The organism is Aminobacter sp. GW821-FHT11F06 (genome assembly GCF_058808215.1).
On sequence record NZ_JBXARL010000001.1, the window covers coordinates 608,843 to 633,950 of the forward strand.

The window sequence follows — 25,108 nt, forward strand, 5'->3', positions numbered from 1 at the left end:
GCGCAGCGTGACCGGTTGCGGAAAATCGATGCTCGGCCAAGACACGAGCCGCCGGCGACCCTGGAGACAACAGATGAAGCAAGAGGCAACTGACAGCTCCGGCTTTGACGTTGTCAGCTCTTCGATGATGAAGAAGGTCTTCTACGGCTTCGCCGTGCTTGCGGTCTTTTCGCTGGCCATCAGCATCGGCGGTCGCTGGTTCGGGCACACCATCGCGCTTGCCGGCTATACCGACGACGTCACCCCGCATGAGGTTGTCATCGGCAACGACGTCATCGCGGTACCCTCCAACATGATCCGTTTCGAAAAGGCCCGCCGCGACGGCATCGCCAGCCGCCTCGACCTCTACCTGCGCTGGCCGGAGATGGACGGCTACAGCGAGCCGGCGCGCCCGGCCTTCAACAATGCCGACGGCAGCAAACGCATCATTTTCCTGGGGCTGGAGCCGCGCATGATGACGCGCGACATGAGCGGGCGTCTTGTGCCCATCTACAATGCACTGACGGTCAAGCCCGGCGTGCCTGGCCCCGAAGGCATGACGCTGTTCGGCTTCAAGGAAAATTCCGGCTATCTCAACGAGGTTCTGGCGGTTGCCGCGCGCACTGGCGAGCCGGCTTTCGTTGCCCGCTGCCTCAGCGGGCCCGAGGCCGAGGAATCGCTGGCACCTTGCGAGCGAGACGTTTTCGTCGGCAAGGATCTGAGTCTGACCTACAGATTTCCCAGGGAACTTTTGGGAGAGTGGCGTGAGCTGGACCGGGCGGTTGTCGCCAAGACGAATGCCATGCTGCACGTCAAATGACGCCACGCGACAAGCCGCGCGGCGTCAGGCTTGATCAAAATCAGGCCAGGTCGATGTCGAGGATCGCCATCGAGAAATTGTAGTCGCCGTCGTCTTCATCCTTGAAAACGATGCCAAGGAATTCGTCACCGATATAGACTTCGGCCGAGTCGTCCTTGCGCGGGCGCGCCTTGACCTGAAGCGTGGGGTTTTGGAACTGGCGCTTGAAATAGGCGTCGAGTTTTCTGATTTCTTCCGGCTTCAACTGTCTTCTCCGGCTTGTGGCTTGGAGCGTTGTGCGTCCACTCGGACGCGCTTGGGACGCTCCATATTTTAATGACTGCGCATCGTGCTTGCCCGAAAATCAGACCCGATTTTCGGCCCGATGCGTTTAGAGACGCGCTTCTGACACGCCAAGCATGGCCATGTAAAGGCAAGGCTCGGCTTACCCCGTGCAATTCACACCGGCAGCCCAATCACCTGGATGCCGGCATTTACCCACCTCAAATATCGAAGCTGACGACGTGATCCATTGTCTGCGACGGCAGCAACTGGTCCATCTGGCTCGACGGACGGTCGCAGCCGGTTTCGCCCACGACGCGCGCCGGAACTCCGGCCACCGTCTTGTTGTGCGGCACAGGCGACAGCACCACCGAACCGGCGGCGATCTTCGAGCAATGGCCGACCTCGATGTTGCCGAGGATCTTGGCGCCAGCACCGATCAGCACGCCGTAGCGGATCTTGGGGTGACGGTCGCCGCCGGCCTTGCCGGTTCCACCCAGCGTCACGCCGTGCAGGATTGAGACATCGTCTTCGATGACGGCGGTTTCGCCGACAACCAGCCCGGTGGCATGGTCGATGAAGATGCCCTTGCCCATGCGCGCTGCCGGGTTGATGTCGGTCTGGAACACCGATGACGAGCGGCTCTGCAGATAGAGCGCGAAATCCTTGCGGCCGCGGTTCAACAGCCAGTGTGCCAGGCGATGCGTCTGGATGGCGTGGAAGCCTTTGAAATAGAGCACCGGCATCAGATAGCGGTCGCAGGCCGGGTCGCGGTCGTAGTAGGCTTGGATGTCGGTGCGAACCGTGTCGCTCCAATCCGGCCGGTCTTCGAGCATCGCGTAGAAGGTCTGGCGGATGAGGTCGGCGCCGAGATCCTGATGCGCCAGCCGCTCGGCGAGCCGATGGATCACCGCTTCTTCCAGCGTGTCCTGGTTGAGGATCGTGGCATAAAGGAACGCCGCCAGCAGCGGGTCACCCGCCACAGCGTCCGCAGCTTCGTCGCGCACCGACTTCCAGATCGGATCGACCGGCTTCAGCGAGCCGTGGCGCGCAGCGGATATGGTGTTCATCGACGGTCTCCGTTCAGTGCCGGCTTGTGCAATCCCGCGCGGGACATATAAGCCACATGATAGCACGATTGAACTCAATTTTCCTTAGTGCTGGTTCAAGTGGATTTGGTTCGCGGATATTCAAGGCGTCATGGAAACTGAACCCTTGTCGGTCACAATGACAGATGGCGTGGCGATCATCGTCGTCAACCGTCCGGCGCGCAAGAACGCGGTCACCCAGGCTGGCCGATGCGCGCCTGTTTTCAAGGGGGCGCTGACATGTCTTTGATCGACGACACCACCAAGGCGGAACTGACCAGGCTCTACCAAGCCGACGACCGCCATTACCATGGCATCAGGCACATCGAAGCACTGTTGACACTGGCCAATGAATACCGCGCAGAGCTGAGCGACGCCGACGCGGTCGAGGCCGCGATCTGGTTCCATGACGCGATCTATGACAGCCGCCGCAAGGACAACGAGGCGCTGAGTGCCGCCCTTGCCGCCGAGAGGCTGAACGGACACATTGACGCCCCTCGCCTCGCCCGCATCGTTGCGATGATCGAGGCGACCGCCACGCATGAGGTGCCGGCCCTCGACGACGCTGCGGCGAAAAATGACGCCGCCCTGCTGCTCGACATGGACCTGTCGATCCTCGGCGCCCCGGCAAAAGCCTTCGACGCCTACGAAGACGCTGTCAGGCGCGAATATGGCTGGGTCAGCGACGCCGACTGGCGTGCCGGACGGGGCGCGGTACTGCACAACTTTCTCGCGCGACCACGCATCTTCCACACCGACATTTTCGTCGCGCGCTTCGAAGCCCAGGCTCGGGCCAACATGGGACGCTCGCTTGCGAGGCTGAGTGGCTGACGGAGCGGTCAGTCGGGGAAGGTCTCCATGCGTTGCGCATATGGCCTGAAGCCAGCGCGCCGATATGTCGATTGTGCGCCGGGATGATCGTTGGTGTCGGTATGCAGCCACACGCGGCGCGGTTCCCGTGACCAGATCGAGCGCAAGGAATGGTCAAGCAGGTACGGCCCAAGCCTCCTGCCCTGGAACTCCGGGATCAGCCCGAAATTTGTGAGTTCCACTTCCGCTCCGCCGGCTCCCACAAATTCGCAAAGACCTGCGGCCCGGCCGTCCACGCGCAAGATATGGACATGGGTGCCGCCGTCGCTGAGCAAGGTCTGCAACGCCTCCGCCGGCATGCGCAGCCGCTGATCCCATTGCAGCGGTTCGCCGATCGCTCGATAAAGCACGAGATAGTCGGAAAGGCCGGGACGCTCTCGTTCGATCCGCGCGCCGGCGACCGGAACCGCAAACGGCTCTCCGTCAGGCCGCTGCGTCATTTCCATGTAGGTGACGAGAAGATCGACCACGCGCGAGCCGTCAGATCGGATGTTCGGCCAGGAACTCGAGCACGCGTTTCTTGAAGGCCTTGTCGCCGACGGCCAGCATATGGTCGCGGCCTTCGATGTCGAAGCTTTCGCCATGCGGCATCAGCTGGGCGAGTTCATCAGGTGAGCCGGCGATGTCGTCCTTGGTCCCCACGGCAACCAAGGTCGGCTGCGTGATCCGACGGATGTCGTTGTCCGTCACCAGTTCGCGCGAGGTGGAAATGCAGGCGGCAAGCGCCCGCCTGTCGCTGCGCGTCTGGTCGGCGAAGGCGCGGAACATTTTGGCGCGCGGCTGCGTGATCGTTTCGGGGTCTTCCGCCACCAGCGCTGAGGCGATCGGGTCCCAGTCGCCGACGCCGTCGACCATGCCGATGCCAAGCCCGCCGAACACCAGCGTCGCCACACGTTCGGGCGCTTCCAGGGCCATGAATGCCGAAACACGGGCGCCCATCGAGTAGCCCATGACATGGGCGCGTTCGATGCCGAGATGGTCGAGCAGCGCCACCGCATCGCCTGCCATCTTGCCCGGCGTGTAGTCGGCCTCGTTGTAGCTCTTGGTCGAGCCGCCATGGCCGCGGTGGTCGAAGGCGATGGCGCGGTAGCCGGCCTCGGTCAGCGTCTTGAACCAGCCCGGCGACACCCAGTTGACGAAGTGGCTGGAGGCAAAACCGTGGATCATCAACACCGGTTCGCCGCTTCCCGCGCCGGTTGGCGGCAGGTCGAGAAACGCCAGGTCGAAACCTTCATGGGAAAAATGATCGATAGCCATCGTCGCTCCGAATGGTCTTTAGCCTGAGGCCTCAGCGGTTGCCGGCGACCGCTGCGATCGCCCGGTGCTTGAGCATGACACCCCTGGCGATGCCCGTTTTGGCTGCCGTGCCGGCCTTGAGTTCGAGCACGAAACGCGCCGGCTCTTCGGGAGCGATGACCGCCTCGGAAAATGGCGTGCCCGGCAACACGTCGAGCACCTTGCCGTTGGGACCGACAAAAACCAGGTCGAGCGGCAGCGGCGTGTTCTTCATCCAGAAGCCGACCGGCTGGGTCTGTTCGAACACGAACAGCATGCCCTGGTCGTCGGCGAGATCCTTGCGGAACATCAGCCCCATGGCGCGTTCGCCCGGCTCATCGGCAATTTCGATGCGAAACGGCACCTCGCCCTTGGCCGTCACCGCGATCAGCGGCTCGGCATCGACCGGCAAGGCCATCGCTTCTTGCGCGATCACAGGTGCCGTCGTTGCCAGTGAAACGACAAAAGCCGGCGCCGCAAGCATTGCGACACCGAGTGCGCCGGCCATCAAAAATCTGCGTAAGGTCATCAAATCCCCGCGGGCGGTCTCGACCTAGTGCGAGACCGGCAAGGTCCCTAAGTCAGGGTGAATTTCGGCAGCCATAAGGCCTTTGTCGCCTTTGCCGAAACGAACCAGCACCACCTGCCCGGGCCGAAGCTCGGTCACGCCGAAGCGGCGCAGCGTCTCCATGTGGACGAAAATGTCCTCGGTGCCTTCGCCGCGCGTCAGGAAACCAAAACCCTTGGTGCGGTTGAACCACTTGACCAGCGCGCGCTCGAGACCGCTCTCGGCGGTCACCGCGACATGTGTGCGCTGTTCCTGCATTTCGGCGGGATGCACGGCGGTCGAATTGTCGATGGAGAGCACGCGGAAGGCCTGCAGGCCGCGGTCGCCCTGCTTGACCAGGCAAACAACGCGGGCACCTTCAAGTGCTGTCTGGAAACCGTCACGACGCAGGCAGGTGACATGCAGCAGCACGTCGCTTCCAACACCGCTGTCGGGGAGAATGAAACCGTAGCCCTTGGCCACGTCGAACCATTTGATGGCGCCGGAAATTTCGACCAGACCGACATCGCCGGTGCTGTCGCCATGTTCAAATGCATCGCGGCCAGTGCCGTCCTGCATCAAGAGAGAGGCCTTTTCCCCCATCAGAACGCCCCCTTTCCTTGCAAACGCCATTACTGATTCTTGAGATTAGATTAACACTTCCACTTTGGACTTACGCAAGGGCCGTCCCGGCATTTTTCGACTTGGCTCCGAGATAGGCACAAGCTTCACACCAGTTCCGCAGAAAAACGCCTGCGGCGGTTGCCGAGCGCGCGGCACCCGCCCTATGTATCGCCGAACCTCATCAACCCGAACCACAAAAGCCGAGGAACAGCGATGCGCTATCTCCACACCATGGTCCGCGTCAAAGACGTCGACGCCTCATTGGACTTCTATTGCAACAAGTTCGGCATGAAGGAGCTTCGTCGCTCCACCAACGAGAAAGGCCGCTACACGCTGATCTTCCTCGCCGCGTCCGAAGACGAGGCCACCGGCACGTCCAAGCAGGCGCCGCTGCTCGAACTGACCTACAACTGGGATCCGGAAGACTATCAGGGCGGCCGCAATTTCGGCCACCTCGCCTATGAGGTCGACGACATCTACGCCACCTGCCAAGACCTGATGAACAAGGGCGTGACCATCAACCGCCCGCCGCGCGACGGCAACATGGCGTTCATCAAGTCGCCGGACGGCATCTCGATCGAGCTGTTGCAGAAGGGCGAGCGCAAGGCACCGGCTGAGCCGTGGCTTTCGATGCCGAACACCGGCAGCTGGTAAATCTCAGGCGCCACGCGCCATTTCAAGCAAAGTCAGCACGGTGCGCCAGTTGCGCGCCGTGCCCGGCACCTTGAGGGCGCGCGGCAGATTTTCCACGAATTTCGATTTGCCCACCCCGTCCGGCGCATGAAGGTAAAGGATGTCGCCCTTGACCTCGAAGCTTTCAGGGCCGGTGCAACGCTCGGCCAGGCGCGCGATCTCGTCTGCGGTCGGCGCGCGCCCCAGCGCATAGGCGTGCAGTTTCTTGTGGTCGTTTGCCACTTCGGGATAGGGATTTTCCGCCACCAGTTTTTCGTACCAGCCGAGATCGCGCACCATGATGCGTGAATAAAAACCCCAGCGCTTTTCGAATGCCGCTTCGATCGTTGCCGTCAGCGCTGTCGCATCGGCGGTTTCGGCCTTGAACACCACATTGCCGCTCTGGATGTAGCTTGCGACATCGCCAAAGCCGAGCTCCTCGAAGAAGGCCCTGAGTTCGGCCATCTTGACGATGCGGTTGCCACCGACATTGATGCCGGAAAACAGCGCGACGAACACGCTCATATGATGAAGCCGCCCAGCGTCTCGTTGTCAGTGATGTCCTGATACTGCACGCCCTCGACATCAAAGCGCGCCTTCAGCAGGTCGAAATTGCGCCGGTCCTTGGTCTCGATGCCGATCAGCACCGAACCGAAATTGCGCGCCGACTTCTTGAGATACTCGAAACGCGTGATGTCGTCCTCGGGTCCCATGATTTCGAGGAAGTCGCGTAGCGCGCCGGGCCGCTGGGGGAAGCGGATGATGAAATACTTCTTCAGCCCCTCGAAGCGCAAAGCGCGCTCCTTGACGTCGGGCAGCCGCTCGAAGTCGAAATTGCCGCCCGACACCACCGCAACCACGGTCTTGCCTTTCAGCTCCTTCTTGGAAAAATCCTTGAGCGCATCGATCGCCAGCGCGCCGGCAGGCTCCAGCACCACGCCTTCGACGTTGAGCATCTCGATCATGGTGGCGCAGAGCCGGTTTTCCGGCACCAGCTTGACCGTGTCGGAGGCAAATTCCTTGAGCAGGCGCAGCGGCTCGCGGCCGATCTCGGCAACCGCCGCACCATCGACAAAATTGTCGACCTTGGCGAGTTTCACCCGCTTGCCGGTGGCAAGGCTGTCGCGCAGGCTGGGCGCGCCCGCCGGCTCGCAAAAGACGAAGCGTGGTGTTGCGCCGATCTCGGCGAAATAGCGCGTAACGCCCGCCGACAATCCGCCGCCGCCGACCGGCAAAAGCACCATGTCGGGCACGCGCCCATTCGGCATCTGGGCGGCGATCTCAAGCGCGACAGTCGCCTGGCCTTCGATGATATCCTTGTGGTCGAAAGGCGGCACCATATGGCCGCCCGAACTTTCGGCGAATTCCAGTGCGGCGCGGTAACAATCGTCGAAGAAGTCGCCGACCAGCTTGATCTCGACGAATTCGCCGCCAAACAGCCTGGTCTTGTCGATCTTCTGCTGCGGCGTCGTCACCGGCATGAACACCACGCCCTTCTTGCCGAAATGCCGGCACACGAAGGCAAAACCCTGGGCATGGTTGCCGGCCGAGGCGCAAACGAAGAGCTCGGCCTTGTTGCCGGCAGCCAGCGTCTTGCGGAAGAAGTTCAACGCGCCACGAATCTTGTAGGAACGCACCGGCGTCAGGTCTTCGCGCTTCAAAAGTACGCGCGCGCCAGTCTTGCGGGAGAGATAGTCGTTCTCCTGCAGCGGTGTCTCGGGAAACAGCTGTCTCACCGCCTCGGCTGCCAGCGAAACCCTTTCGGCAAAACTGGTCATGGCGAAGGCACTCCTGAAATCGGCCGGGCAAATGCTGTGGCCCGCGCTCCCGCGCTATTGCATATTCGGCGGCGTGAAGCCACTGTCCGGCTCCCGCCGCCAGACCTGCTTGGCTCGCCGTGATACATTTGGGGATACGTCTCGGTGAACAGAATTGCCGTCCGCGCCGCGATCCACATCGCAGCCGTCTTCGCGATCTATCTTTCAGTGGCAATGCTCATTCCGGCGGCGGTCGACCTGTTCTACGGCCATGACGACTGGAAATCCTTCGCCTTCACGGCGATGTTCATGGGCGGCCTGGCACTGGCGATCGCACTCTCCACCCAAGGCCGCACGCCGCCGGCCAACACCCGCTTCGGCTTCCTTCTGGTCAATTTCCTGTGGCTCACACTGGCAATCGCCGGTGCGGTGCCGTTCATGACCTCGTCGCTCGGTCTCAGCGTCACCGACGCGTTCTTCGAATCGGTGTCGGGCATCACCACCACCGGTTCCACCGTCATCAGCAGCCTCGACTCGGCACCGCCCGGCATCCTGATCTGGCGCTCGCTGCTCAACTTCATGGGCGGGCTCGGCGTCATCGCGCTCGGCCTGTTTTTGCTGCCCTTCCTCAACATCGGCGGCGTGTCCTACTTCAAGATCGAATCCTCCGATATCGAAGACCGCCCCTTCGAACGCTTCCAGACCTTCACCGTCAGCCTGATCGGCATCTACACCGCGCTGATGGTCACGTGCGCCATCGCCTACGCCGCCGCCGGCATGGAAGGGTTCGACGCCATCAACCATGCCATGTCGACGCTGGCGACGGGCGGCCTGTCCACCAGCGACACCTCCTTCATCGGCTTTAGCGACAAGCCCGCCATCCTGTGGGTCGGCACCGTCTTCATGTTCATCGGCAGCTTGCCGTTTTCGATCATGATCCTGTTTGCCGTGCGCGGAAGGCTCGATGCGCTGCGCGATCCGCAGATCAGGGTGTTTGCCGGCTACTGCGTCGTCTTCGCCGTCGCCGTTGCGATCTACCTCAGCGTCCGCACCGGCATGCCGTTCTTCACCGCGCTGACGCATACGGCTTTCAACTTCATGTCGATCATCTCGACGACCGGCTTTGCCTCGGACGACTACACGCTGTGGGGACCATTCGCTGTTGCCTGTATCTTCGTTGCGACCTTCCTGGGCGGTTGCTCCGGCTCGACCACCGGCGGCATCAAGGCCTATCGTTTCCTCATCCTGTTCGAACTTTTGGCCAATGGTCTGCGCCGCCTGATCTATCCCCATTCGGTAACGCCGGTGCGCTACGGCGACCGCGTTGTCGACCCCGACATGCAGCGCGCTGTCGTGCTGTTCATCTCCTCTTTCTTCGTCATCTGGGGTATCGGCACCATCCTGATGGCGGCCACCGGCCTCGACCTCATCACCTCGATGACAGGCGTGCTGACCGCGCTGACCAATGTCGGTCCCGGCCTCGGTCCGATCATCGGCCCGATGGGCAACTTCTCCTCGCTGCCCGATGCCGCCAAATGGATATGCTCGGCGGCCATGCTGCTCGGCCGCCTCGAAATCCTCGCCGTCCTGGTGGTCTTCACGCCAACTTTCTGGGGTCGCTAACTCCGTGAACTCAGGTGCGGAAGTACTTGTTTCCGCCACAATTTTGGCATTCGAGCAACACTCGGCCAGCGATGTCTCCCCGACCTGTCCTTTTCGGCTGGACCCGACTTACTTCCGCCACTATCAAACCGTCCCGAAGGTGGCACGCTGAACGCCTTGTCCGTCAGAGAGATCATAAATTGTTGCCGTCGAAATTCTGCATAGCCATTGCCGCCCTCCTGCTGTCCGGTTGCATCGGGCAGCCGTCCGGCGCGCTGTTGACCGGCGCGGTCGTCAATGTTCCCGTGTCGGAAATCGCTGGAAACCATGCGATTTTCGTTGCCTCCACCCGTCAGCACGCTGCTGACGACAAGCAGGTCTTCGACCGTGACCGCTCGGCGACGCTCAATTTCGCGCGTGTCGACGTGACCGTGCCAAGGACCCACAAGACCGGCCAGATCGAGCTGCGCAACCGCAAGGATGCCGACCCGACCAAATATTTCACCGCCACCAACGCGACCGGCTATGCGACGCAGCCGGAATTCTCCAAGGCGCTCAGCGCCGACATCGCCGCGCGCGGCGGACGCGCCATGCTGTTCGTTCATGGCTACAACACCTCCTTCGATGCCGGCGTCTATCGCGCCACCCAGATCGCGCATGACTCGGGCTACACCGGCACGCCGGTGCTGTTTTCCTGGGCGTCCGGCGGCAGCACGACCGACTATGTCTACGACAAGGAAAGTGCGGCGGCCGCGCGCGACCAGCTTGAGGTCACGCTGCGCATGCTCGCCCAGTCGGGCGCGCGCCGCATCGACATCGTGGCGCATTCGATGGGCACCTGGGTGACCATGGAAGCGCTGCGCCAGTTGGCGCTGACCGGCGACCGTGACCTCGGCGGCAAGCTCGGCGACGTCGTTCTGGCCTCGCCCGACATCGACGTCGACGTGTTCAAGAGCCAGATGCGCCGCTACGGCAAGCCGACCAAGCCGTTCTTCCTGATGACGTCGGGCGACGACCGCGCGCTCAAGCTTTCGGGCCTGATCGCCGGCTCCAAGCCGCGCCTCGGCGACTACAAGAACGCCGCCGACCTTGCCGAATATGGCGTGATCGTCGTCGACCTGTCCGACGCGAAGAGCGGCGACTCGTTCAACCACACCAAGTTCGCCGACAATCCGCAAATGGTGAAGCTGCTTGGCCAGCGCCTGCGCGCCGACGACGGCTTTGCCAGCGACCGCGAGGTCACCGACCGCATCAACATGCTCGGCGGCGGACTGCAGTAGGATCAGATCGCATTGGCGGTACGCCGACGACCCCTCCCCCTTCGTCGCAACCCCGCTCCGGAAATGAGATCGCAAAGGTACCCCCACCCTTAATCCCTCCCCACAAGGGGGAGGGAAAACGCGCGGTCTCGTCAGAGAAACAGGTCGACCTTCTCGAACGTCGTCACGTCGACAAGCCCGACATCGGAAATCCTGAGTTCCGGAATGACCACCAGCGCCAGCAGCGAATGCTGCATGTAGGCGTTGTTGAGGCTGCAGCCCATGTCGCGCATGGCCTGGACCAGTCTGTCGGCCTTGGCGGCAACGATCTCGGCGCGCTCGTCCGACATCAGCCCGCCGATCGGCATCTCGACAAGCGCCAGTTCCTTGCCTTCGGAAAACAGCACCACGCCGCCCCCCACCTGGCCGAGCCTGTTGGCGGCTAGCGCCATGTCGGCCTTATTGGTGCCGACGACGATCATGTGATGGCTGTCATGCGCAACCGTCGAGGCCAGCGCGCAGTCCTTCATGTAGCCGAAGCCTGAGACAAAGGCGTTGGTCACGGCACCGGTGCCGCGATGGCGCTCGACAAGTGCGATCTGGCAGACGTCGTTGCGGCGATCCATGGCGACCAGCCCGTCCTCGACGGCAAGGTCGGCCTCCAGCGCGCGCGTCGGCGCCTGGTTTTCGATGACGCCGATGACACGCACGCGCACCTCGTTGGCGCCTTCAGGTGCCTTGATGTCGAAATCGACGGCCTTGAGCTTCTTGCCCAGCTTCACCGTCTTCTTGGCATCGGCCGGATAGGCGTAGGCTGGAATGTCGATGTCGAGCTTGCCGGCCTTGGCGACCCGCACGCCGCGCGCATAGACCTCGTCGATCTTGAGTTCGGCCAGATCGGAAACGATCAGCAAGTCGGCCAGCCGGCCCGGCGTGATCGAGCCCATCTCGCGCTCGAGGCGGAAATGCTGGGCGGTGTTGATCGTCGCCATCTGGATCGCCGTCACCGGCTTCAGCCCTTGGGCGACGGCGTGGCGGACGACGCGGTCCATATGGCCCTCATGGACAAGCGTACCGGAATGGCTGTCGTCGGTGCACAGGATGAAGCTGCGCGGGTCGATGCCTTGCTCGGTCACCGCCTTGATCTGGCTGGCGACATCGTACCAAGCCGAGCCCAGGCGCAGCATTGCCTTCATGCCCTGGCGCACCCTTGCAATCGCGTCCTCGGCGCGCGTGCCCTCGTGGTCGTCCTCCGGGCCGCCGGCGACATAGCCGTGGAACGGCAGGCCGAGATCGCGCGAAGCGTAGTGGCCGCCTACCGTCTTGCCGGCCTTCACCGTCTCGGCGATCTCGCCCGACATGACCGGATTGTTGGCGGCGACACCGGGGAAGTTCATCACTTCTCCCAGGCCGATGATGTTCTCCCAGGTCATCGCCTCGGCGACGTCTTCGACCGTCAGCACAGCGCCTGCATTCTCCAGCCCAGGTGCCGAAGGCACGCAGGACGGCATCTGCACATGCACGTTGATCGGCATGGCAAGTGCCTCGTCATGCATCAGCCTGACACCGGGCAGTCCGAGCACATTGGCGATTTCGTGCGGGTCGATGAACATCGAGGTCGTGCCATGCGGAATCACCGCGCGGCAGAATTCGGTGACGGTCACCATGCCGCTTTCGACATGCATATGCGCGTCGCACAGGCCCGGCACGAGATAGCGGCCGCCGGCATCGACAACCTTGGTGCCCTGGCCGATGGCATGGCTGGCGTTGGACCCGCAATAGGCGAAGCGCCCGGCAACGATGGCAACGTCGGTGCCGGCAATGATCTCGCCCGAATGCACATTCACCCAGCGGCCATTGCGAATGACGAGGTCCGCCGGCCGTCGTCCCATGGCGACATCGACCAGAAGCGGTGCGGTCTCGGTCCATGGGCGCGGCTTGGCGAAATTGGTCTTGCTGGGCATTTTCGGGGATTCCTGAATTCTCTGGCGCAACTGTAGCGGAAGCGACGGCGGAATACAGGGGCTTGCGGGGCGGAAGGATTTTTCCACACCTTGCCCACCCTGTTCAGGTGATGGCCCGCTTCCCCGCCGCAGGCTCTTCAAATGGTGTATGGAGAACCAAAGCCGCGACTCGCGGCGCTGTTGAATGGCGGACCCCGATGGCAATCAAATTCACCGAAAAGACAAACACTGTCGCGGCCAAACCGGCACCCGCCAAGGCAGCCCCGGTAGCGGCGGCGCCGAAGGACGTAGCCAAGGACGCAGCGAAAAAGCCTGTCCGAAAGGCCATGCGTAAAGCGCCTAAGTCAGATGCCGCAACGGAATCCCCATTGCTGCCGCTGGACGCCAGCGAGGAAAGCTCCTTGTCCGAGACGCCAAGCAAGGCTTAAGCGCCGCTTTTGTCTTAGCTCAGCTTTTGCCGTCAGTGCCGCTACGGCTGGCGGCGCTGCAGGTGCCGGACGAACGCAATCGCCAAGCTCGATTTCTGCTGCGCGAAGGTGACACGAGCGTTTGCCGGGACTTGCAATCTTGCCCGGCTGCTTTACCAGTTCGGGCCAAGCGGACGTGGCGGAACTGGTAGACGCAAGGGACTTAAAATCCCTCAGCCTCGGCTATGCGGGTTCGATTCCCGCCGTCCGCACCAGATTGGAATCATTGCCTTAATCGAGACAAGCTGCGTAGGCGGCACGCCTTCGGGCCGCCAGGCTTGCCGGCGAGCACGGCCTTGGCCGCATTGCACGGAACCCCATCAGGCCTGAAAGCGCCTGGCATGTCGACAAAGGCAAGGGAATCGGAAGAAATGTCCTGACACGGCGTGCCGTGCTACTCTCACTATCGGGGAATTTCCGGCACGTCCGTTCGCGAGTGCCGGTCGCACTTGGAGAGGGACGAAATGACCAGACCTTTTTCACGCCTGCTCGCCGCTGCGTCCGTCATGGCCGCTGCCATCCCTTCCGTTCAGCAGGCGAAGGCCACCGAGGCCGTTGCCGGGCGCTACATACCAGGCGCCTATGCCGGTCCTGGTGCGGGGATCGTGCCGCCCGTGCCCGGCGCCTACTGGGATATCGCCAACATCTATTACCATGGCAAGGCGGCCGGCAACGTGCCGTTTGGCGGCAACCAGGTTGCCGTCGGGCTGAAAGCCGACACCTGGAGTACGATTCTTGCAGGCGTCTACGTGCCCAAGCTTGACCTGCCCGGCAACTGGACCTATGCCGTCCAGGGCGCCCTGCCGCTGGGCTGGGTCAAGGCCGAAGGCGACATTGGTCCTTTTGCTTCCGTGGACGAAGTGACCGGTGTCGGCGACATCGCCTTCGCGCCGATTTTGCTCGGCTGGCACAACGACGCCATGAACACGTTCTTTTCAACGTCGCTGACGATCACCGCGCCCACCGGTGAGTGGGAGAAAGGCGCCCTCGCCTTCATCGGCCTGAACTACTGGACCTTCACGCCGGCGGTCGCGTTTACTTATCTGATGCCGGAGCACGGCCTCGATCTCTCGGCCAATTTCGGCGTCGATATCAACACCAAGAACACCGCCACCGACTACTACAGCGGTGCGATGGCGCATCTTGATCTCGCCGTCACCAAGAATGTGACCGCGAATTTCGCCGTGGGCGCGGTCGCGGGCTTTCTCTATCAGTTCGAAGACGACCGCAGCACCTTCGCCGACTCCCATGACGGCTTCAAGGGCCGTTCGATCGGGCTGGGGCCGCTCGTCAGCTACAAGGCCAAATTCGGCGAAAACACCGAGGTCGATCTCAAGCTGAAATGGGTGCACGAGGTGTCTGTCGAAAACCGCATGAAGGGCGATGCGGTCTTCTTCGACGTTGCCGGCAAGTTCTGACACCTGGCCGGCATGATGGGATGCCCGTCCACCAAGTTGGGCATCCTTTCCGTGCATTTGAAAAAGCTAATTCTCCAGTCCAGGCGATGCGGGTTCGATCCCCCGTCCGCACCTGACCGACAGATTTTCCCAGCTCAATCCGCTCGATGTGCAGCAAAACACCATGATTCGTGGCAAATATGCCACTCGGACGTGTTTTCGCAACGTCAACCCCACACCGGAAAATTGCAGACCATTTCCGAGTGAAATACAACTGGGCCGCGTGGAGAGTGAGTGGGGAGTTGCGTATGCAGTACAATTGGGAACGCGCGCCATACTTCTGGGAAAAACACCGTAGCGCCTGTTATGGGCTAGCAGCCGCGATATGCGGCGCGTGGATCGTGCTCTACGCAGTGCCGCTCTGATACCGGGAAGTCCCGAACATTGCTGTCAATCTTCGGCGGTTGATGCAACCAATTGCGCCCGGCAACGTTTGAGCCGGCATGACCGCCGTCGAGGACGCGCCGGGCAGCCGTCAGGGCTGCGATGGATGCCGAGGTGCTGGTGGCCAAAACATCGCATCATCCAGTGAGGGAAAATAATGGCAAAGCTCGTCTATGAAGTCGTCCAGCACGACGGTGGCTGGGCCTACAAGGTCGGCGACACGTTCTCCGAAACCTTCCCCACCCATGACCACGCCCTGCGCGCCGCCGAAACCGCGGCCGCCGAACAGCGCGTCTCCGGCTCAACCGATGGCATCCAGTTTGAGGACACGGAAGGCCGCTGGCACGACGAGCTTGCCAAGGGCGACGACAGGCCCGACACCGAAGTTTCCGAGTAAAACGTCTTCTCGCGGGCGGCGGCAGTGGTTCCCCCTGCGCCGCAACGCCTGGATGAACCGTGTGGTTATTGGAGCGGCGTTTGCGCCGGCGCCGATGCAAAGGCTTTCGCAGCCGTCCGCCTGATCAAGGCCGAGACCCTCTCCGGTTCGATGAACTGTGGCATGTGGCCCAGCCCCTCGACCAGATCGAGTTCCAGATTGCCAATGCGGCCCACCAGCGACTTGCCGTTCAGCCCGTGGTCGATGACGCGGTCGGCGGTGCCGAACAAAACGCCCACCGGCATGGTGATCTCCTCATAACGCGCCTCGACGCCACCAAGGTCGCGTTCGATCGCCACCAAGTCGGCCGACGTTGCATAGATGTGGCTGGGCCGAAGTCCGGCCAGCCCACCGCCCTCAATGCCATAATCCTTGGTCGGCTGTTGCGGCCCGAAAACGAAGGCAAGCGTCTGCGGCGCGTATTTGAGCGATGTCGGCACCCACATCGTCTGTGCCATGAGGTGACGAAGAAGGGGCGAGCGGACATAAAGCGACCTGAACTCCGGCCGCAACTCGTCTTCGAGATGGGTCAGCGGCGATAGCAGCACCAACCCGGAAATGGCCTCGGGGTGTTCGAGCGCCAGCGTCAGCGCCACCGCGCCGCCGAGCGAATGGCCAACGACCAGCGGCTTTTGCAGCCCCAGCTTCTCGATGAAGCGCAACACCAGTTCGGCTTGCTCGCGCAAGCCGCCGGCAAAATCCGAAGGGCGCGCCGAATAGCCGGAACCCGGCCGGTCCAGCGCTATCAGCCTGAAATCACCGTCCAGCTGCGAAAACAACGTGCCACGAAAGTGGTGCAGCTGTCCGCCCAGCCCATGGATGAACAGGATCGGCCGGCCCTGCCCTTGCTCGACATAGTGGATGCGGTGGCGGCCAAATTCGAGAAATTTGCCTGAAGCCGGCACGGCGCGCTCGGCCTCCTTCGCGATACGGCTGGTCGCCAGCACGAAATAGCCGGCGACGAAGGCTATCGCGAGCACCAGAAAGCCCCCCAACCAAATCAGAACCGAACCAACCGCAGCCAAAAAAGCTCTCCTTCGAACAATGGCCGTCAGCTTAATCGTCATGGCCGCCGCGACAAGCCCGGCACAACGCAAAACGGGCGGCCTTTCGACCGCCCGTTCACAAAATCACTTTAGTTGAAGGCTGTTAGGCAACTTCCTTCACAGCATTCGAGCCCTTGCCATGCAGGCGGATGGCGATCTCGGCCACGCGCTTGCCCTGGAAGTGGGCGCCTTCGAGCTCCTGTGCCGAAGGCTGGCGCGAGCCGTCGCCATCAGACGTGGTGGTCATGCCATAAGGCGCGCCGCCACGGACAACGTCGTTGCCCATCTGGCCCTGATAGGCATAGGACAGCGGCACGATGATCATGCCGTGGTGCTGCAAATGGATCTGGGCGTTGATCAGCGCCAGTTCCGCGCCGCCATGCTGGGTTGCGGTCGAAACCATCACCGAGCCGACCTTGTCGAGCAAAGCGCCCTTGGCCCACAGCGAGCCGGTCTGGTCGAGGAAGTTCTTCATCTGCGACGCCATGGTGCCGTAGCGGGTGGCGGTGCCGATGATGATACCGTCATAGTCAGCCAGTTCGAGCGGATCGGCGATCGGCGCTTCCTGGTCGAGCTTGTAATAGGCGGCCTTGGCGACGGCCTCGGGAACCAGTTCGGGGACGCGCTTGAGGGTCACTTCAGCACCAGCGGCACGCGCGCCTTCGGCAGCGGCCTTGGCCATCTGCTCCATGTGGCCCCAGCTCGAATAGTACAGGACAAGAATCTTAGCCATTTCATCGCTCCAAATCTCGGGAAAATCTCGTGGCGCCATCTTGGGTTGGCGTCTGGGGAGAGATGTAATGCAAAGCTCGTTCAATGAAAGCACGCCAATGCGTGACGCATCGTTCACAGATTGGCGACTATTGCTCGCTTGCGCTGCCGGCGCTATCTGACGGGGGCCCACAACGGAGCTTTCGAAATGGCCGACATCGTCACCGCAGCAATGGTCGTCATCGGCGACGAGATCCTGTCTGGCCGCACCAAGGACAAAAACATCGGCCACCTCGCCGACATGATGACGGCCACGGGCATCGACCTCAGGGAGGTGCGCATCGTGCCCGACGACGAGGACGAGATCGCCGCCGCCGTCAACGCGGTGCGCGCGCGTTACGATTATGTCTTCACCACCGGCGGCATCGGCCCGACGCATGACGACATCACCGCCGACTCGATCTCCAAGGCGTTCGGCGTGCCGTGCGAATACGATCCCCGCGCCTATGCCATGCTGGAAGCCAGCTACGCCTCGCGCGGCATGGAGTTCTCCGAGGCGCGCAAGCGCATGGCGCGCATGCCGCGCGGTGCCGAACTCATCGAAAACCCTGTTTCGGTGGCGCCTGGCTTCCGCATCGGCAACGTCCATGTCATGGCCGGCGTGCCATCGATCTTCCAGGCGATGCTCGACAATGTCATGCCGACGCTGAAAACCGGCACCAAGCTTTTGTCGACCACAGTGCAGTGCCCCTATGGCGAGGGCACAATCGGCGGGCCACTCGGCGAAATCCAGAAGGCGCATCCCGACACGATCATCGGCTCTTATCCGAAATATCTCGACGGCAAGTTCTGGACCGAGCTTGTCGTGCGCTCGCGCTCGCCAGAAGCCATGGACGCCGCGCGCATCGCCATCGAGGCAATGCTTGCCGACATAGCAAAAACGGCTTGATCCCAAACACCAAAACCACTTGATCCAAGTCACAGTGGAACAAGATCGGGCATGATAGTGTTTCTTTGCTGAGCGCATTTCGGCTCGTGCGAAGGAGGTTGCCATGCCGTTCAAGACAATCGTTGCCATCATCCAGAGCGAGCGCGATGTCGCCCGCGTGCTTGATGTGGCGATCCCCTTTGCCGAGCGGCATGAGAGCCACCTCATCGGCGTTCATGCCGAAGCGCTGGCCATGCCCTACACCACCGCTGTCGGCTTCCCCGACACTGAGTTCATCCAGGCCAATGCCGAGATGTGCAAGGAGCGCGCCGAAAAGGTGCAAAAGGCCTTCCTCGCTCGCATCGAAGGTGCCGGCGTGTCGTTCGAATGGCGCAGCTTCGAGAGCTTTTCGGGCGACAGCGCACTTTCCGGCGTCGAAAGCGCGCGCTGCGCCGATATCGTCATCGTCGCCCAAGGCGCGCCCGACGCCAAGGATTCGATCGCGGCCGACATCGATTCCCTGATCTACGAGGCCGGACGGCCGGTGCTGGTGGTACCGCATTCGGCACCACTGATTTCGACCTTCCGCAGCATCCTGATTGCCTGGAACGGCAGCCGCGAGGCTGCACGCGCCGCCTTCGACGCGCTGCCCTTCATCCTCGAGGCCGATTCGACCGAAATCCTCGTCATCGACCCGATCGAGTCAGCGGCCCTGAGCATGGATGCCGCAGGTGCTGAAATCGCTTCGGCCTTCGCCCGCCATGGCGCCAAGGTCTCGGTCAGCGTCGAGGAGTCCCGTGGCCACACGGTCGACGCGGTCATCCACAACAAGGTGGTCGAAACCGGTGCCGACCTGCTGGTGATGGGCGCCTACAGCCATTCGTGGCTGCGCGAGTTCCTGTTTGGCGGGGTCACGCGCAACGTCTTGCAGGCCGGCGACGTGGCAATATTGCTGTCGCGTTGACGAAGCCCACGAAACTCCACGCCCCGCCCTTGCCAAGGACGGGGCTTTCCGGCTAATTCCGCCTGCATTCCCCTATTTCCGCGCCAGCTGGCGCGCCGAGCCGGAGTGCGCGTCACATGTCCCTTCCCGAAAAAGCCTTTCCCGTATCCTGGGACCAGTTCCATCGCGATGCGCGTGCGCTCGCCTGGCGTCTCGCCGGCGTCAATCCGCAGTGGAAGGCGATCGTGTGCATCACCCGTGGCGGCCTTGTGCCGGCGGCGATCATCTCTCGCGAACTCGGCATCCGCCTGATCGAAACGATCTGCATCGCGTCGTACCATGACTACACCTCGCAAGGTCAGCTACAGGTGCTCAAGGAGATCACGCCCACCCTGCTCGAAGGCGAAGGCGAAAACGTTCTGATCGTCGACGACCTGACCGACACCGGCAAGACGGCGGCGATTGTTCGGGCGATGATGCCCAAGGCGCATTTTGCTACAGTCTACGCCAAGCCCAAGGGCCGTCCGCTGGTCGACACCTTCGTCACCGAAGTCTCCCAGGACACCTGGATCTATTTCCCATGGGATCTCGGCTTCACCTACCAGAAGCCGATCGCCGACGATCACAAGGGCTGAGCGCTCGCCCAACACCTTTTTATCTGCATCAACGCCCGGCCAACTCGCCGGGCGTTTTCGTTTGCAGTCTATTTACTTTTGTTACGGAGAATTAACCGTACAATTCGTGACACGGCGCATGATTCTACAATTTGGGTAGGGCTGCCGATGCTGATGAAACCTGTCTACCACAGCCACCTTGTCGAGCGGATACGCCGCCTGTTTGGCGCGCCCGCCTGCAAGCTGCAGGTTGCCGCCCTGCCCTGGCAGCGAACCGCCAGCGGCATCGAAATCATGCTCATCACCAGCCGCGACACCGGCCGCTGGGTTCTGCCCAAGGGCTGGCCGGAAACATCCGAACGATTGTGCGAGACCGCGGCACGCGAGGCGAGCGAGGAAGCCGGCCTCAGCGGGTCCGTCGATATCCACGAGGCCGGCCGCTATTTCTATCTCAAGGAACTTTCAAGCGGCGAACAGGTCGCCTGCGAGGTGCTCGTCTACCCGCTCGAAGTGCGCAAGGTCGCCGAAAAGTGGAAGGAGCGGCGCCAGCGCACGCGCAAGTGGGTCTCGCCGAGCGAGGCCTCGCGCATGGTCAACGAACCCGATCTTTGCCGGCTGATCTCGTCTTTCGGCGCGATCAGGGGAAAAATCGCCGCCTGAGGGGCATCGCGCCCCGCAACAGGCAGCTTACGGCAGGCATTTTTGGCCCTTGCCGCTATTGCGCCGGCTTTGTTCGCGAAGCCGGTTCTCCCCGTTATCCACATAAGTGACACACAAGATGTTGGGGTCACAAAATCTACAAGAACGACTCCTTGACGTTGGATGACGAGTCGCCTTTTATGACTCAGGCGCGCTTGTTGAGTGTGCGGCCGGATTGTTAAGAGCCCGGTCCTTTTCCCAGATTTTGTGCGTATTTGCTCGCATTTACCTCCGCCCTGCGGGGCGCCGAAGCGTGCGGTTTCCAGAAGTCCAAGAGGTTGGATGATAAAAATGTGGGACTGGCGGAAATCTTCTGTTAACACTATATTTAGTGTTTGCGAGCAGCCTGATCGCTAGATAGTGTGAGTAGCCCTCCATGAGGGAATCGCAACCAAAGTTTCAGTTTCAAGGACCCGCAACGGTCCGCGGGCTGGCGGGAACAGGCTCCGAAAGGGGTTTTCCAGGCCAGGCAGCGACAGATGCGGGATAGGGCAATCGGCCGTTGACGCGGCCGGATCAAGCGGCATTGCGCCTTTCGCACAAGCACCGGGAAATTTCCCGCGAAAGACGCTATATATAGACAAAAGGAAATCGACCGATGCGCATCGAGCGGCGTTTCACCAAGGATGGACAATCGGCCTATGCGGAGATCGAATTCCGCAAGGCTCTTTCCGAGATCAAGAATCCGGATGGCTCGGTGGTCTTCCGGCTCGACAACATCGACGTGCCGGCGCAGTTCTCTCAGGTCGCCGCCGACATCCTGGCGCAGAAGTATTTCCGCAAGGCCGGTGTGCCCGCCCGCCTGAAGAAGGTCGAGGAAAACGACGTTCCCTCCTTCCTGTGGCGCTCCGTCGCCGATGAGGTCGAACTCGAAAAACTGCCCGAAAACGAACGCTACGGCTCCGAGATCGACGCCCGCCAGGTGTTCTCCCGTCTCGCCGGCACCTGGACCTACTGGGGTTGGAAGGGCGGCTACTTCAAGTCCGAAGACGACGCCCGCGCCTTCAAGGACGAGCTGTCCTACATGCTCGCCACCCAGCGCGTCGCGCCGAACTCGCCGCAGTGGTTCAACACCGGCCTGCATTGGGCCTATGGCATCGACGGCCCCGGCCAGGGCCATTTCTATGTCGACCCCTTCACCGGCAAGCTGACCAAGTCGAAGTCGTCTTACGAACACCCCCAGCCGCATGCCTGCTTCATCCAGTCTGTCGCCGACGACCTCGTTAACGAGGGCGGCATCATGGATCTGTGGGTGCGTGAAGCGCGCCTGTTCAAATATGGCTCGGGCACCGGCTCCAACTTCTCGCATCTGCGCGGCGAAGGCGAAAAGCTGTCGGGCGGCGGCAAGTCGTCGGGCCTGATGAGCTTCCTCAAGATCGGCGACCGTGCCGCCGGCGCCATCAAGTCGGGCGGCACCACGCGCCGCGCCGCCAAGATGGTCGTCGTCGACGCCGACCACCCCGATATCGAGGCCTATATCGACTGGAAGGTGAAGGAAGAGCAGAAGGTCGCAGCCCTGGTCACCGGCTCCAAGATCGTCAAGCAGCACCTCGCCAAGATCATGGCCGCTTGCGTCAACTGCGAAGGCCAGGATGACGATTGCTTCGATCCCGCGATCAACACCGCGCTCAAGCGCGAGATCAAGGCCGCCAAGAAGAATTCGGTGCCGGAGAACTACATCTACCGCGTCATCCAGTTCGCCAAGCAGGGCTACACCTCGATCGACTTCAAGACCTACGACACCGATTGGGATTCGGAAGCCTACCTCACCGTTTCGGGCCAGAACTCCAACAATTCCGTCTCGCTGAAGGATGATTTCCTCCAGGCGGTCGAGAAGGACAGTGACTGGCACCTGACCGCCCGCAAGGACGGCAAGGTCATGAAGACGCTCAAGGCGCGCGACCTGTGGGAAAAGATCGGCTACGCCGCCTGGGCGTCGGCTGATCCGGGCCTGCACTTCAACACCACGATGAACGACTGGCACACCTGCGCGTCGGCTGGCGCCATCCGTGCGTCGAACCCGTGCTCGGAATACATGTTCCTCGACGACACCGCCTGCAACCTGGCGTCGATCAACCTTCTGCCTTACCGCAACACCGACGGCACCATCGACATCGCAGCCTACGAGCACACTGTGCGCCTGTGGACCGTCGTGCTTGAAATCTCGGTCATGATGGCGCAGTTCCCGTCCAAGGAAATCGCCAAGCTTTCCTACGAATACCGCACGCTCGGCCTCGGCTACGCCAATATCGGCGGCCTGCTGATGACCTCGGGCATTCCTTATGACTCAAACGAAGGCCGCGCCATCGGCGGCGCGCTGACGGCGATCATGACCGGCGTGGCTTATGCCACCTCGGCCGAGATGGCCTCCGAGCTCGGTGCCTTCGCCGACTACGACCGCAATGCCGACAACATGCTGCGCGTCATGCGCAACCACCGCCGTGCCGCCTATGGCAACAAGGATGGCTACGAAAAGCTGTCGGTCCACCCGGTGCCGCTGGTCGCTTCCGACCTCAGGCAGCCCGAACTGGTGACGCACGCCCGCGCTGCCTGGGACCTCGCCATCGAACTCGGCGAAAAGCATGGCTACCGCAACGCCCAGGCTACCGTGATCGCGCCGACCGGCACGATCGGCCTGGTGATGGATTGCGACACCACCGGCATCGAGCCCGATTTCGCGCTGGTCAAGTTCAAGAAGCTTGCCGGCGGCGGCTACTTCAAGATCATCAACCGTGCGGTGCCTGAAGCGCTGCGCACGCTCGGCTACACCGAGGCCCAGCTCGCCGAGATCGAGGCTTATGCCGTCGGCCACGGCAATCTCAACCAGGCGCCTGGCGTCAACCCCGGTTCGCTCAAGTCGAAGGGCTTCACCGACGAGAAGATCGAGGCGCTCAACGCTGCTCTCAAGAGCGCCTTCGACATCAAGTTCGTGTTCAACCAGTGGACGCTGGGTGCCGATTGGGTGAAGGAGACGTTTGGCTTCACCGACGAGCAGCTCAACGACTTCTCGTTCGAGATGCTGCCGGCCCTCGGTTTTTCGAAAAAGGATATCGAAGCCGCCAACATCCATGTCTGCGGTGCGATGACACTGGAAGGCGCGCCGTTCCTCAAGGACGAGCACCTGCCCGTCTTCGATTGCGCCAATCCGTGCGGCAAGATCGGCAAGCGTTACCTCAGCGTCGAAAGCCACATCCGCATGATGGCGGCCGCCCAGCCCTTCATCTCGGGCGCCATCTCCAAGACCATCAACATGCCCAACGAGGCGACGGTCGAGGATTGCAAGAGCGCCTACATGCTCAGCTGGAAGCTGGCGCTCAAGGCCAATGCGCTCTATCGCGACGGCTCCAAGCTGTCGCAGCCGCTCAATGCCTCGCTGATATCAGATGGGGACGAGGATGAAGACGACGCCGTCGAGGCGCTGATCGCCGCCCCCGCCGCCGCCAAGGCAGTGCAGGTCACCGAAAAGATCGTCGAGCGTGTCATCGAACGCCTCTACCGCGAGCGCGAAAAGCTGCCGAACCGCCGCAAGGGCTATACCCAGAAGGCGGTCGTCGGCGGCCACAAGGTCTATTTGCGCACCGGCGAGTTCGACGACGGCCGCCTTGGCGAGATATTCATCGACATGCACAAGGAAGGCGCTGCCTTCCGTGCGATGATGAACAACTTCGCCATCTCGATCTCGCTTGGCCTGCAGTACGGCGTGCCGCTCGACGAATATGTCGAGGCCTTCACCTTCACCAAGTTCGAGCCGGCCGGCATGGTCATCGGCAACGATGCCATCAAGAACGCCACCTCGATCCTCGACTATGTCTTCCGCGAGCTCGCCGTCAGCTATCTCAGCCGCCATGACCTCGCCCATGTCGACCAGTCGGATTTCGACAAGACCGCGCTCGGCAAAGGCATCACCGAAGGCAAGGCCCTGCCCTTCTCCAAAGGCCTGACCCGCGGCGCCTCCCCGCTCAAGGTCGTCTCCGGCGTCACCGGCAACGATCCCAAGGGCATGGCCGCAGGGAGCCAGCCGGCGCGTGTCACGCCGGTCACCGCCTTCTCCGGTTCCAACGTGCTGTCGCTCAAGACCGCGATCTCGGTGGAAGAATCGACCGCCTACAAGCGCGACTATGAGGAGCGAGCCAAGGAACTGGTCGAAGAGATAGCGATCGAGGAGACCATTGAGGAAACCTCGGTGACGACGTCGCTGTTCACCGACGCTGCTGCCCAGGAAGCCGCTGAGGCCAAGAAGCTCGCCGCCGACCGCCGCGCCAAGTCGATGCTGCAAGGCTACACCGGCAATTCCTGCTCGGAGTGCCAGAACTTCACCATGGTGCGCAACGGCACCTGCGAGAAGTGCGATACCTGTGGTTCGACGAGCGGGTGCAGCTGAGGGGCAGAAGTTCTTATTAGCTAGCTAGCCCGACAACATCGGCCCGGTCTTAGTATCGGGCCGGAATGGCAAAGGGAACAAATCAGGAAATGTTTCTAAAGAGTTTTAAGAGGCATTTCGGAGACCAGAAACACCAAAGCCGACCCTTTCGGATCGGCTTTGGAAACCGCGAATGAGCCGAAGCCCACGCGGGGCGAAGAGATCAGATGACCCCTCCTCTAGCAAGGACACCATATGGGACATCTGGGCTCCGAGTCGAGGTAGCAGCGGCATTTGCCAACAGGGAGATTCCGATGGCAACCAGCGAACGTAAGACTTTCGACA

At 62.0% G+C, this 25,108-nt stretch carries 24 protein-coding genes and 1 tRNA gene; 14 read left to right on the forward strand and 11 right to left on the reverse strand.

Annotated elements, in window-relative coordinates; translation table 11 throughout:
- Positions 1–73 precede the first annotated feature (73 nt).
- Positions 74–799, forward strand: a complete 726-nt coding sequence (locus AC1RTB_RS02985; protein ID WP_492880376.1) for a hypothetical protein — start codon at positions 74–76, stop codon at positions 797–799.
- 40 nt (positions 800–839) lie between these two features.
- On the opposite strand, the gene AC1RTB_RS02990 is transcribed toward AC1RTB_RS02985, so the two are convergent.
- Together AC1RTB_RS02990 and cysE are read right to left on the reverse strand one after the other, a co-directional pair.
- Complete coding sequence (locus AC1RTB_RS02990; RefSeq protein WP_055970710.1) at positions 840–1,043, reverse strand: DUF3126 family protein; 204 nt, start codon at positions 1,041–1,043, stop codon at positions 840–842.
- Between the two features lie 238 nt (positions 1,044–1,281).
- On the reverse strand, positions 1,282–2,130 hold the full coding sequence (gene cysE / locus AC1RTB_RS02995) for a serine O-acetyltransferase (RefSeq protein WP_476798573.1): 849 nt from the start codon (positions 2,128–2,130) through the stop codon (positions 1,282–1,284).
- Positions 2,131–2,260: 130 nt separating this feature from the next.
- On the opposite strand from cysE, the gene AC1RTB_RS03000 reads away from it, so the two are divergent.
- Positions 2,261–2,398 carry a hypothetical protein gene (locus AC1RTB_RS03000; RefSeq protein ID WP_492880377.1) on the forward strand — a complete coding sequence of 46 codons (138 nt, stop codon included), beginning with the start codon at positions 2,261–2,263 and terminating at the stop codon, positions 2,396–2,398.
- Entirely contained in the window at positions 2,389–2,979 is a 591-nt protein-coding gene (locus AC1RTB_RS03005; RefSeq protein WP_492880378.1) for an HD domain-containing protein, read from the forward strand. Before AC1RTB_RS03000 ends, AC1RTB_RS03005 begins: the two co-directional genes overlap by 10 nt.
- An 8-nt stretch (positions 2,980–2,987) precedes the next feature.
- Here the strand turns inward: AC1RTB_RS03005 and AC1RTB_RS03010 are convergent, their stop codons facing one another.
- Genes AC1RTB_RS03010 through AC1RTB_RS03025 form a run of 4 tightly spaced genes read right to left on the reverse strand, consistent with a single transcriptional unit; the run spans position 2,988 to position 5,419 of the window.
- Positions 2,988–3,488 (reverse strand): GNAT family N-acetyltransferase, encoded by a 501-nt coding sequence (locus AC1RTB_RS03010; RefSeq protein WP_492880379.1) that lies wholly within the window; start codon positions 3,486–3,488, stop codon positions 2,988–2,990.
- 10 nt (positions 3,489–3,498) lie between these two features.
- Complete coding sequence (locus AC1RTB_RS03015; RefSeq protein WP_492880641.1) at positions 3,499–4,269, reverse strand: alpha/beta fold hydrolase; 771 nt, start codon at positions 4,267–4,269, stop codon at positions 3,499–3,501.
- Positions 4,270–4,306: 37 nt separating this feature from the next.
- Positions 4,307–4,822: a DUF192 domain-containing protein gene (locus AC1RTB_RS03020; RefSeq protein WP_492880380.1), complete on the reverse strand. Its 516-nt coding sequence runs from the start codon at positions 4,820–4,822 to the stop codon at positions 4,307–4,309.
- Between the two features lie 24 nt (positions 4,823–4,846).
- Positions 4,847–5,419, reverse strand: coding sequence for a cold-shock protein (locus AC1RTB_RS03025; RefSeq protein WP_492880642.1), 573 nt, complete (start codon positions 5,417–5,419; stop codon positions 4,847–4,849).
- 258 nt (positions 5,420–5,677) lie between these two features.
- On the opposite strand from AC1RTB_RS03025, the gene gloA reads away from it, so the two are divergent.
- Positions 5,678–6,118, forward strand: coding sequence for a lactoylglutathione lyase (gloA, locus tag AC1RTB_RS03030; RefSeq protein WP_492880381.1), 441 nt, complete (start codon positions 5,678–5,680; stop codon positions 6,116–6,118).
- A 3-nt stretch (positions 6,119–6,121) separates the two neighbouring features.
- Here gloA and AC1RTB_RS03035 read toward each other — a convergent pair whose 3' ends face one another.
- Both AC1RTB_RS03035 and ilvA read right to left on the reverse strand, forming a co-directional pair.
- Positions 6,122–6,661: a DUF1697 domain-containing protein gene (locus AC1RTB_RS03035; RefSeq protein ID WP_492880382.1), complete on the reverse strand. Its 540-nt coding sequence runs from the start codon at positions 6,659–6,661 to the stop codon at positions 6,122–6,124.
- A complete protein-coding gene (ilvA, locus tag AC1RTB_RS03040; RefSeq protein WP_492880383.1) occupies positions 6,658–7,914 on the reverse strand; it encodes a threonine ammonia-lyase IlvA in 1,257 nt (418 codons plus the stop codon). The genes AC1RTB_RS03035 and ilvA overlap by 4 nt, the downstream gene beginning before the upstream one ends.
- 144 nt (positions 7,915–8,058) lie before the next feature.
- Between ilvA and AC1RTB_RS03045 the strand changes: the two genes are divergently transcribed.
- Both AC1RTB_RS03045 and AC1RTB_RS03050 read left to right on the forward strand, forming a co-directional pair.
- Complete coding sequence (locus AC1RTB_RS03045) at positions 8,059–9,516, forward strand: TrkH family potassium uptake protein (protein ID WP_492880384.1); 1,458 nt, start codon at positions 8,059–8,061, stop codon at positions 9,514–9,516.
- Between the two features lie 179 nt (positions 9,517–9,695).
- Positions 9,696–10,775: an alpha/beta hydrolase gene (locus AC1RTB_RS03050; protein ID WP_492880385.1), complete on the forward strand. Its 1,080-nt coding sequence runs from the start codon at positions 9,696–9,698 to the stop codon at positions 10,773–10,775.
- A gap of 131 nt (positions 10,776–10,906) precedes the next feature.
- Here AC1RTB_RS03050 and ade read toward each other — a convergent pair whose 3' ends face one another.
- Positions 10,907–12,718: an adenine deaminase gene (gene ade / locus AC1RTB_RS03055; protein ID WP_492880386.1), complete on the reverse strand. Its 1,812-nt coding sequence runs from the start codon at positions 12,716–12,718 to the stop codon at positions 10,907–10,909.
- Between the two features lie 597 nt (positions 12,719–13,315).
- On the opposite strand from ade, the gene AC1RTB_RS03060 reads away from it, so the two are divergent.
- The 3 genes from AC1RTB_RS03060 (at position 13,316) to AC1RTB_RS03070 (ending at position 15,423) form a co-directional block, all read left to right on the forward strand.
- Positions 13,316–13,400, forward strand: a tRNA-Leu gene (locus AC1RTB_RS03060).
- Between the two features lie 249 nt (positions 13,401–13,649).
- Entirely contained in the window at positions 13,650–14,603 is a 954-nt protein-coding gene (locus AC1RTB_RS03065) for a SphA family protein (RefSeq protein WP_492880387.1), read from the forward strand.
- A 580-nt stretch (positions 14,604–15,183) separates the two neighbouring features.
- The gene (locus AC1RTB_RS03070; protein WP_492880388.1) at positions 15,184–15,423 is read left to right on the forward strand and encodes a DUF2188 domain-containing protein; all 240 of its coding nucleotides are present in this window, start codon (positions 15,184–15,186) and stop codon (positions 15,421–15,423) included.
- A gap of 65 nt (positions 15,424–15,488) precedes the next feature.
- Here the strand turns inward: AC1RTB_RS03070 and AC1RTB_RS03075 are convergent, their stop codons facing one another.
- The gene (locus AC1RTB_RS03075; protein ID WP_492880389.1) at positions 15,489–16,442 is read right to left on the reverse strand and encodes an alpha/beta fold hydrolase; all 954 of its coding nucleotides are present in this window, start codon (positions 16,440–16,442) and stop codon (positions 15,489–15,491) included.
- Between the two features lie 169 nt (positions 16,443–16,611).
- Complete coding sequence (gene wrbA, locus AC1RTB_RS03080) at positions 16,612–17,241, reverse strand: NAD(P)H:quinone oxidoreductase type IV (RefSeq protein ID WP_492880390.1); 630 nt, start codon at positions 17,239–17,241, stop codon at positions 16,612–16,614.
- 186 nt (positions 17,242–17,427) lie between these two features.
- Here wrbA and AC1RTB_RS03085 point away from each other — a divergent pair, with 186 nt between their 5' ends.
- The 5 genes from AC1RTB_RS03085 to AC1RTB_RS03105 all read left to right on the forward strand — a co-directional run bounded on the left by AC1RTB_RS03085 (position 17,428) and on the right by AC1RTB_RS03105 (position 24,784).
- On the forward strand, positions 17,428–18,168 hold the full coding sequence (locus tag AC1RTB_RS03085; protein ID WP_492880391.1) for a competence/damage-inducible protein A: 741 nt from the start codon (positions 17,428–17,430) through the stop codon (positions 18,166–18,168).
- A gap of 103 nt (positions 18,169–18,271) precedes the next feature.
- On the forward strand, positions 18,272–19,111 hold the full coding sequence (locus AC1RTB_RS03090) for a universal stress protein (RefSeq protein ID WP_492880392.1): 840 nt from the start codon (positions 18,272–18,274) through the stop codon (positions 19,109–19,111).
- A 116-nt stretch (positions 19,112–19,227) separates the two neighbouring features.
- Positions 19,228–19,725, forward strand: a complete 498-nt coding sequence (gene gpt, locus AC1RTB_RS03095) for a xanthine phosphoribosyltransferase (protein WP_492880393.1) — start codon at positions 19,228–19,230, stop codon at positions 19,723–19,725.
- A 147-nt stretch (positions 19,726–19,872) separates the two neighbouring features.
- Positions 19,873–20,364: an NUDIX hydrolase gene (locus AC1RTB_RS03100; protein ID WP_492880394.1), complete on the forward strand. Its 492-nt coding sequence runs from the start codon at positions 19,873–19,875 to the stop codon at positions 20,362–20,364.
- Between the two features lie 637 nt (positions 20,365–21,001).
- Positions 21,002–24,784, forward strand: coding sequence for a vitamin B12-dependent ribonucleotide reductase (locus tag AC1RTB_RS03105; RefSeq protein ID WP_492880395.1), 3,783 nt, complete (start codon positions 21,002–21,004; stop codon positions 24,782–24,784).
- Positions 24,785–25,108 lie beyond the last annotated feature (324 nt).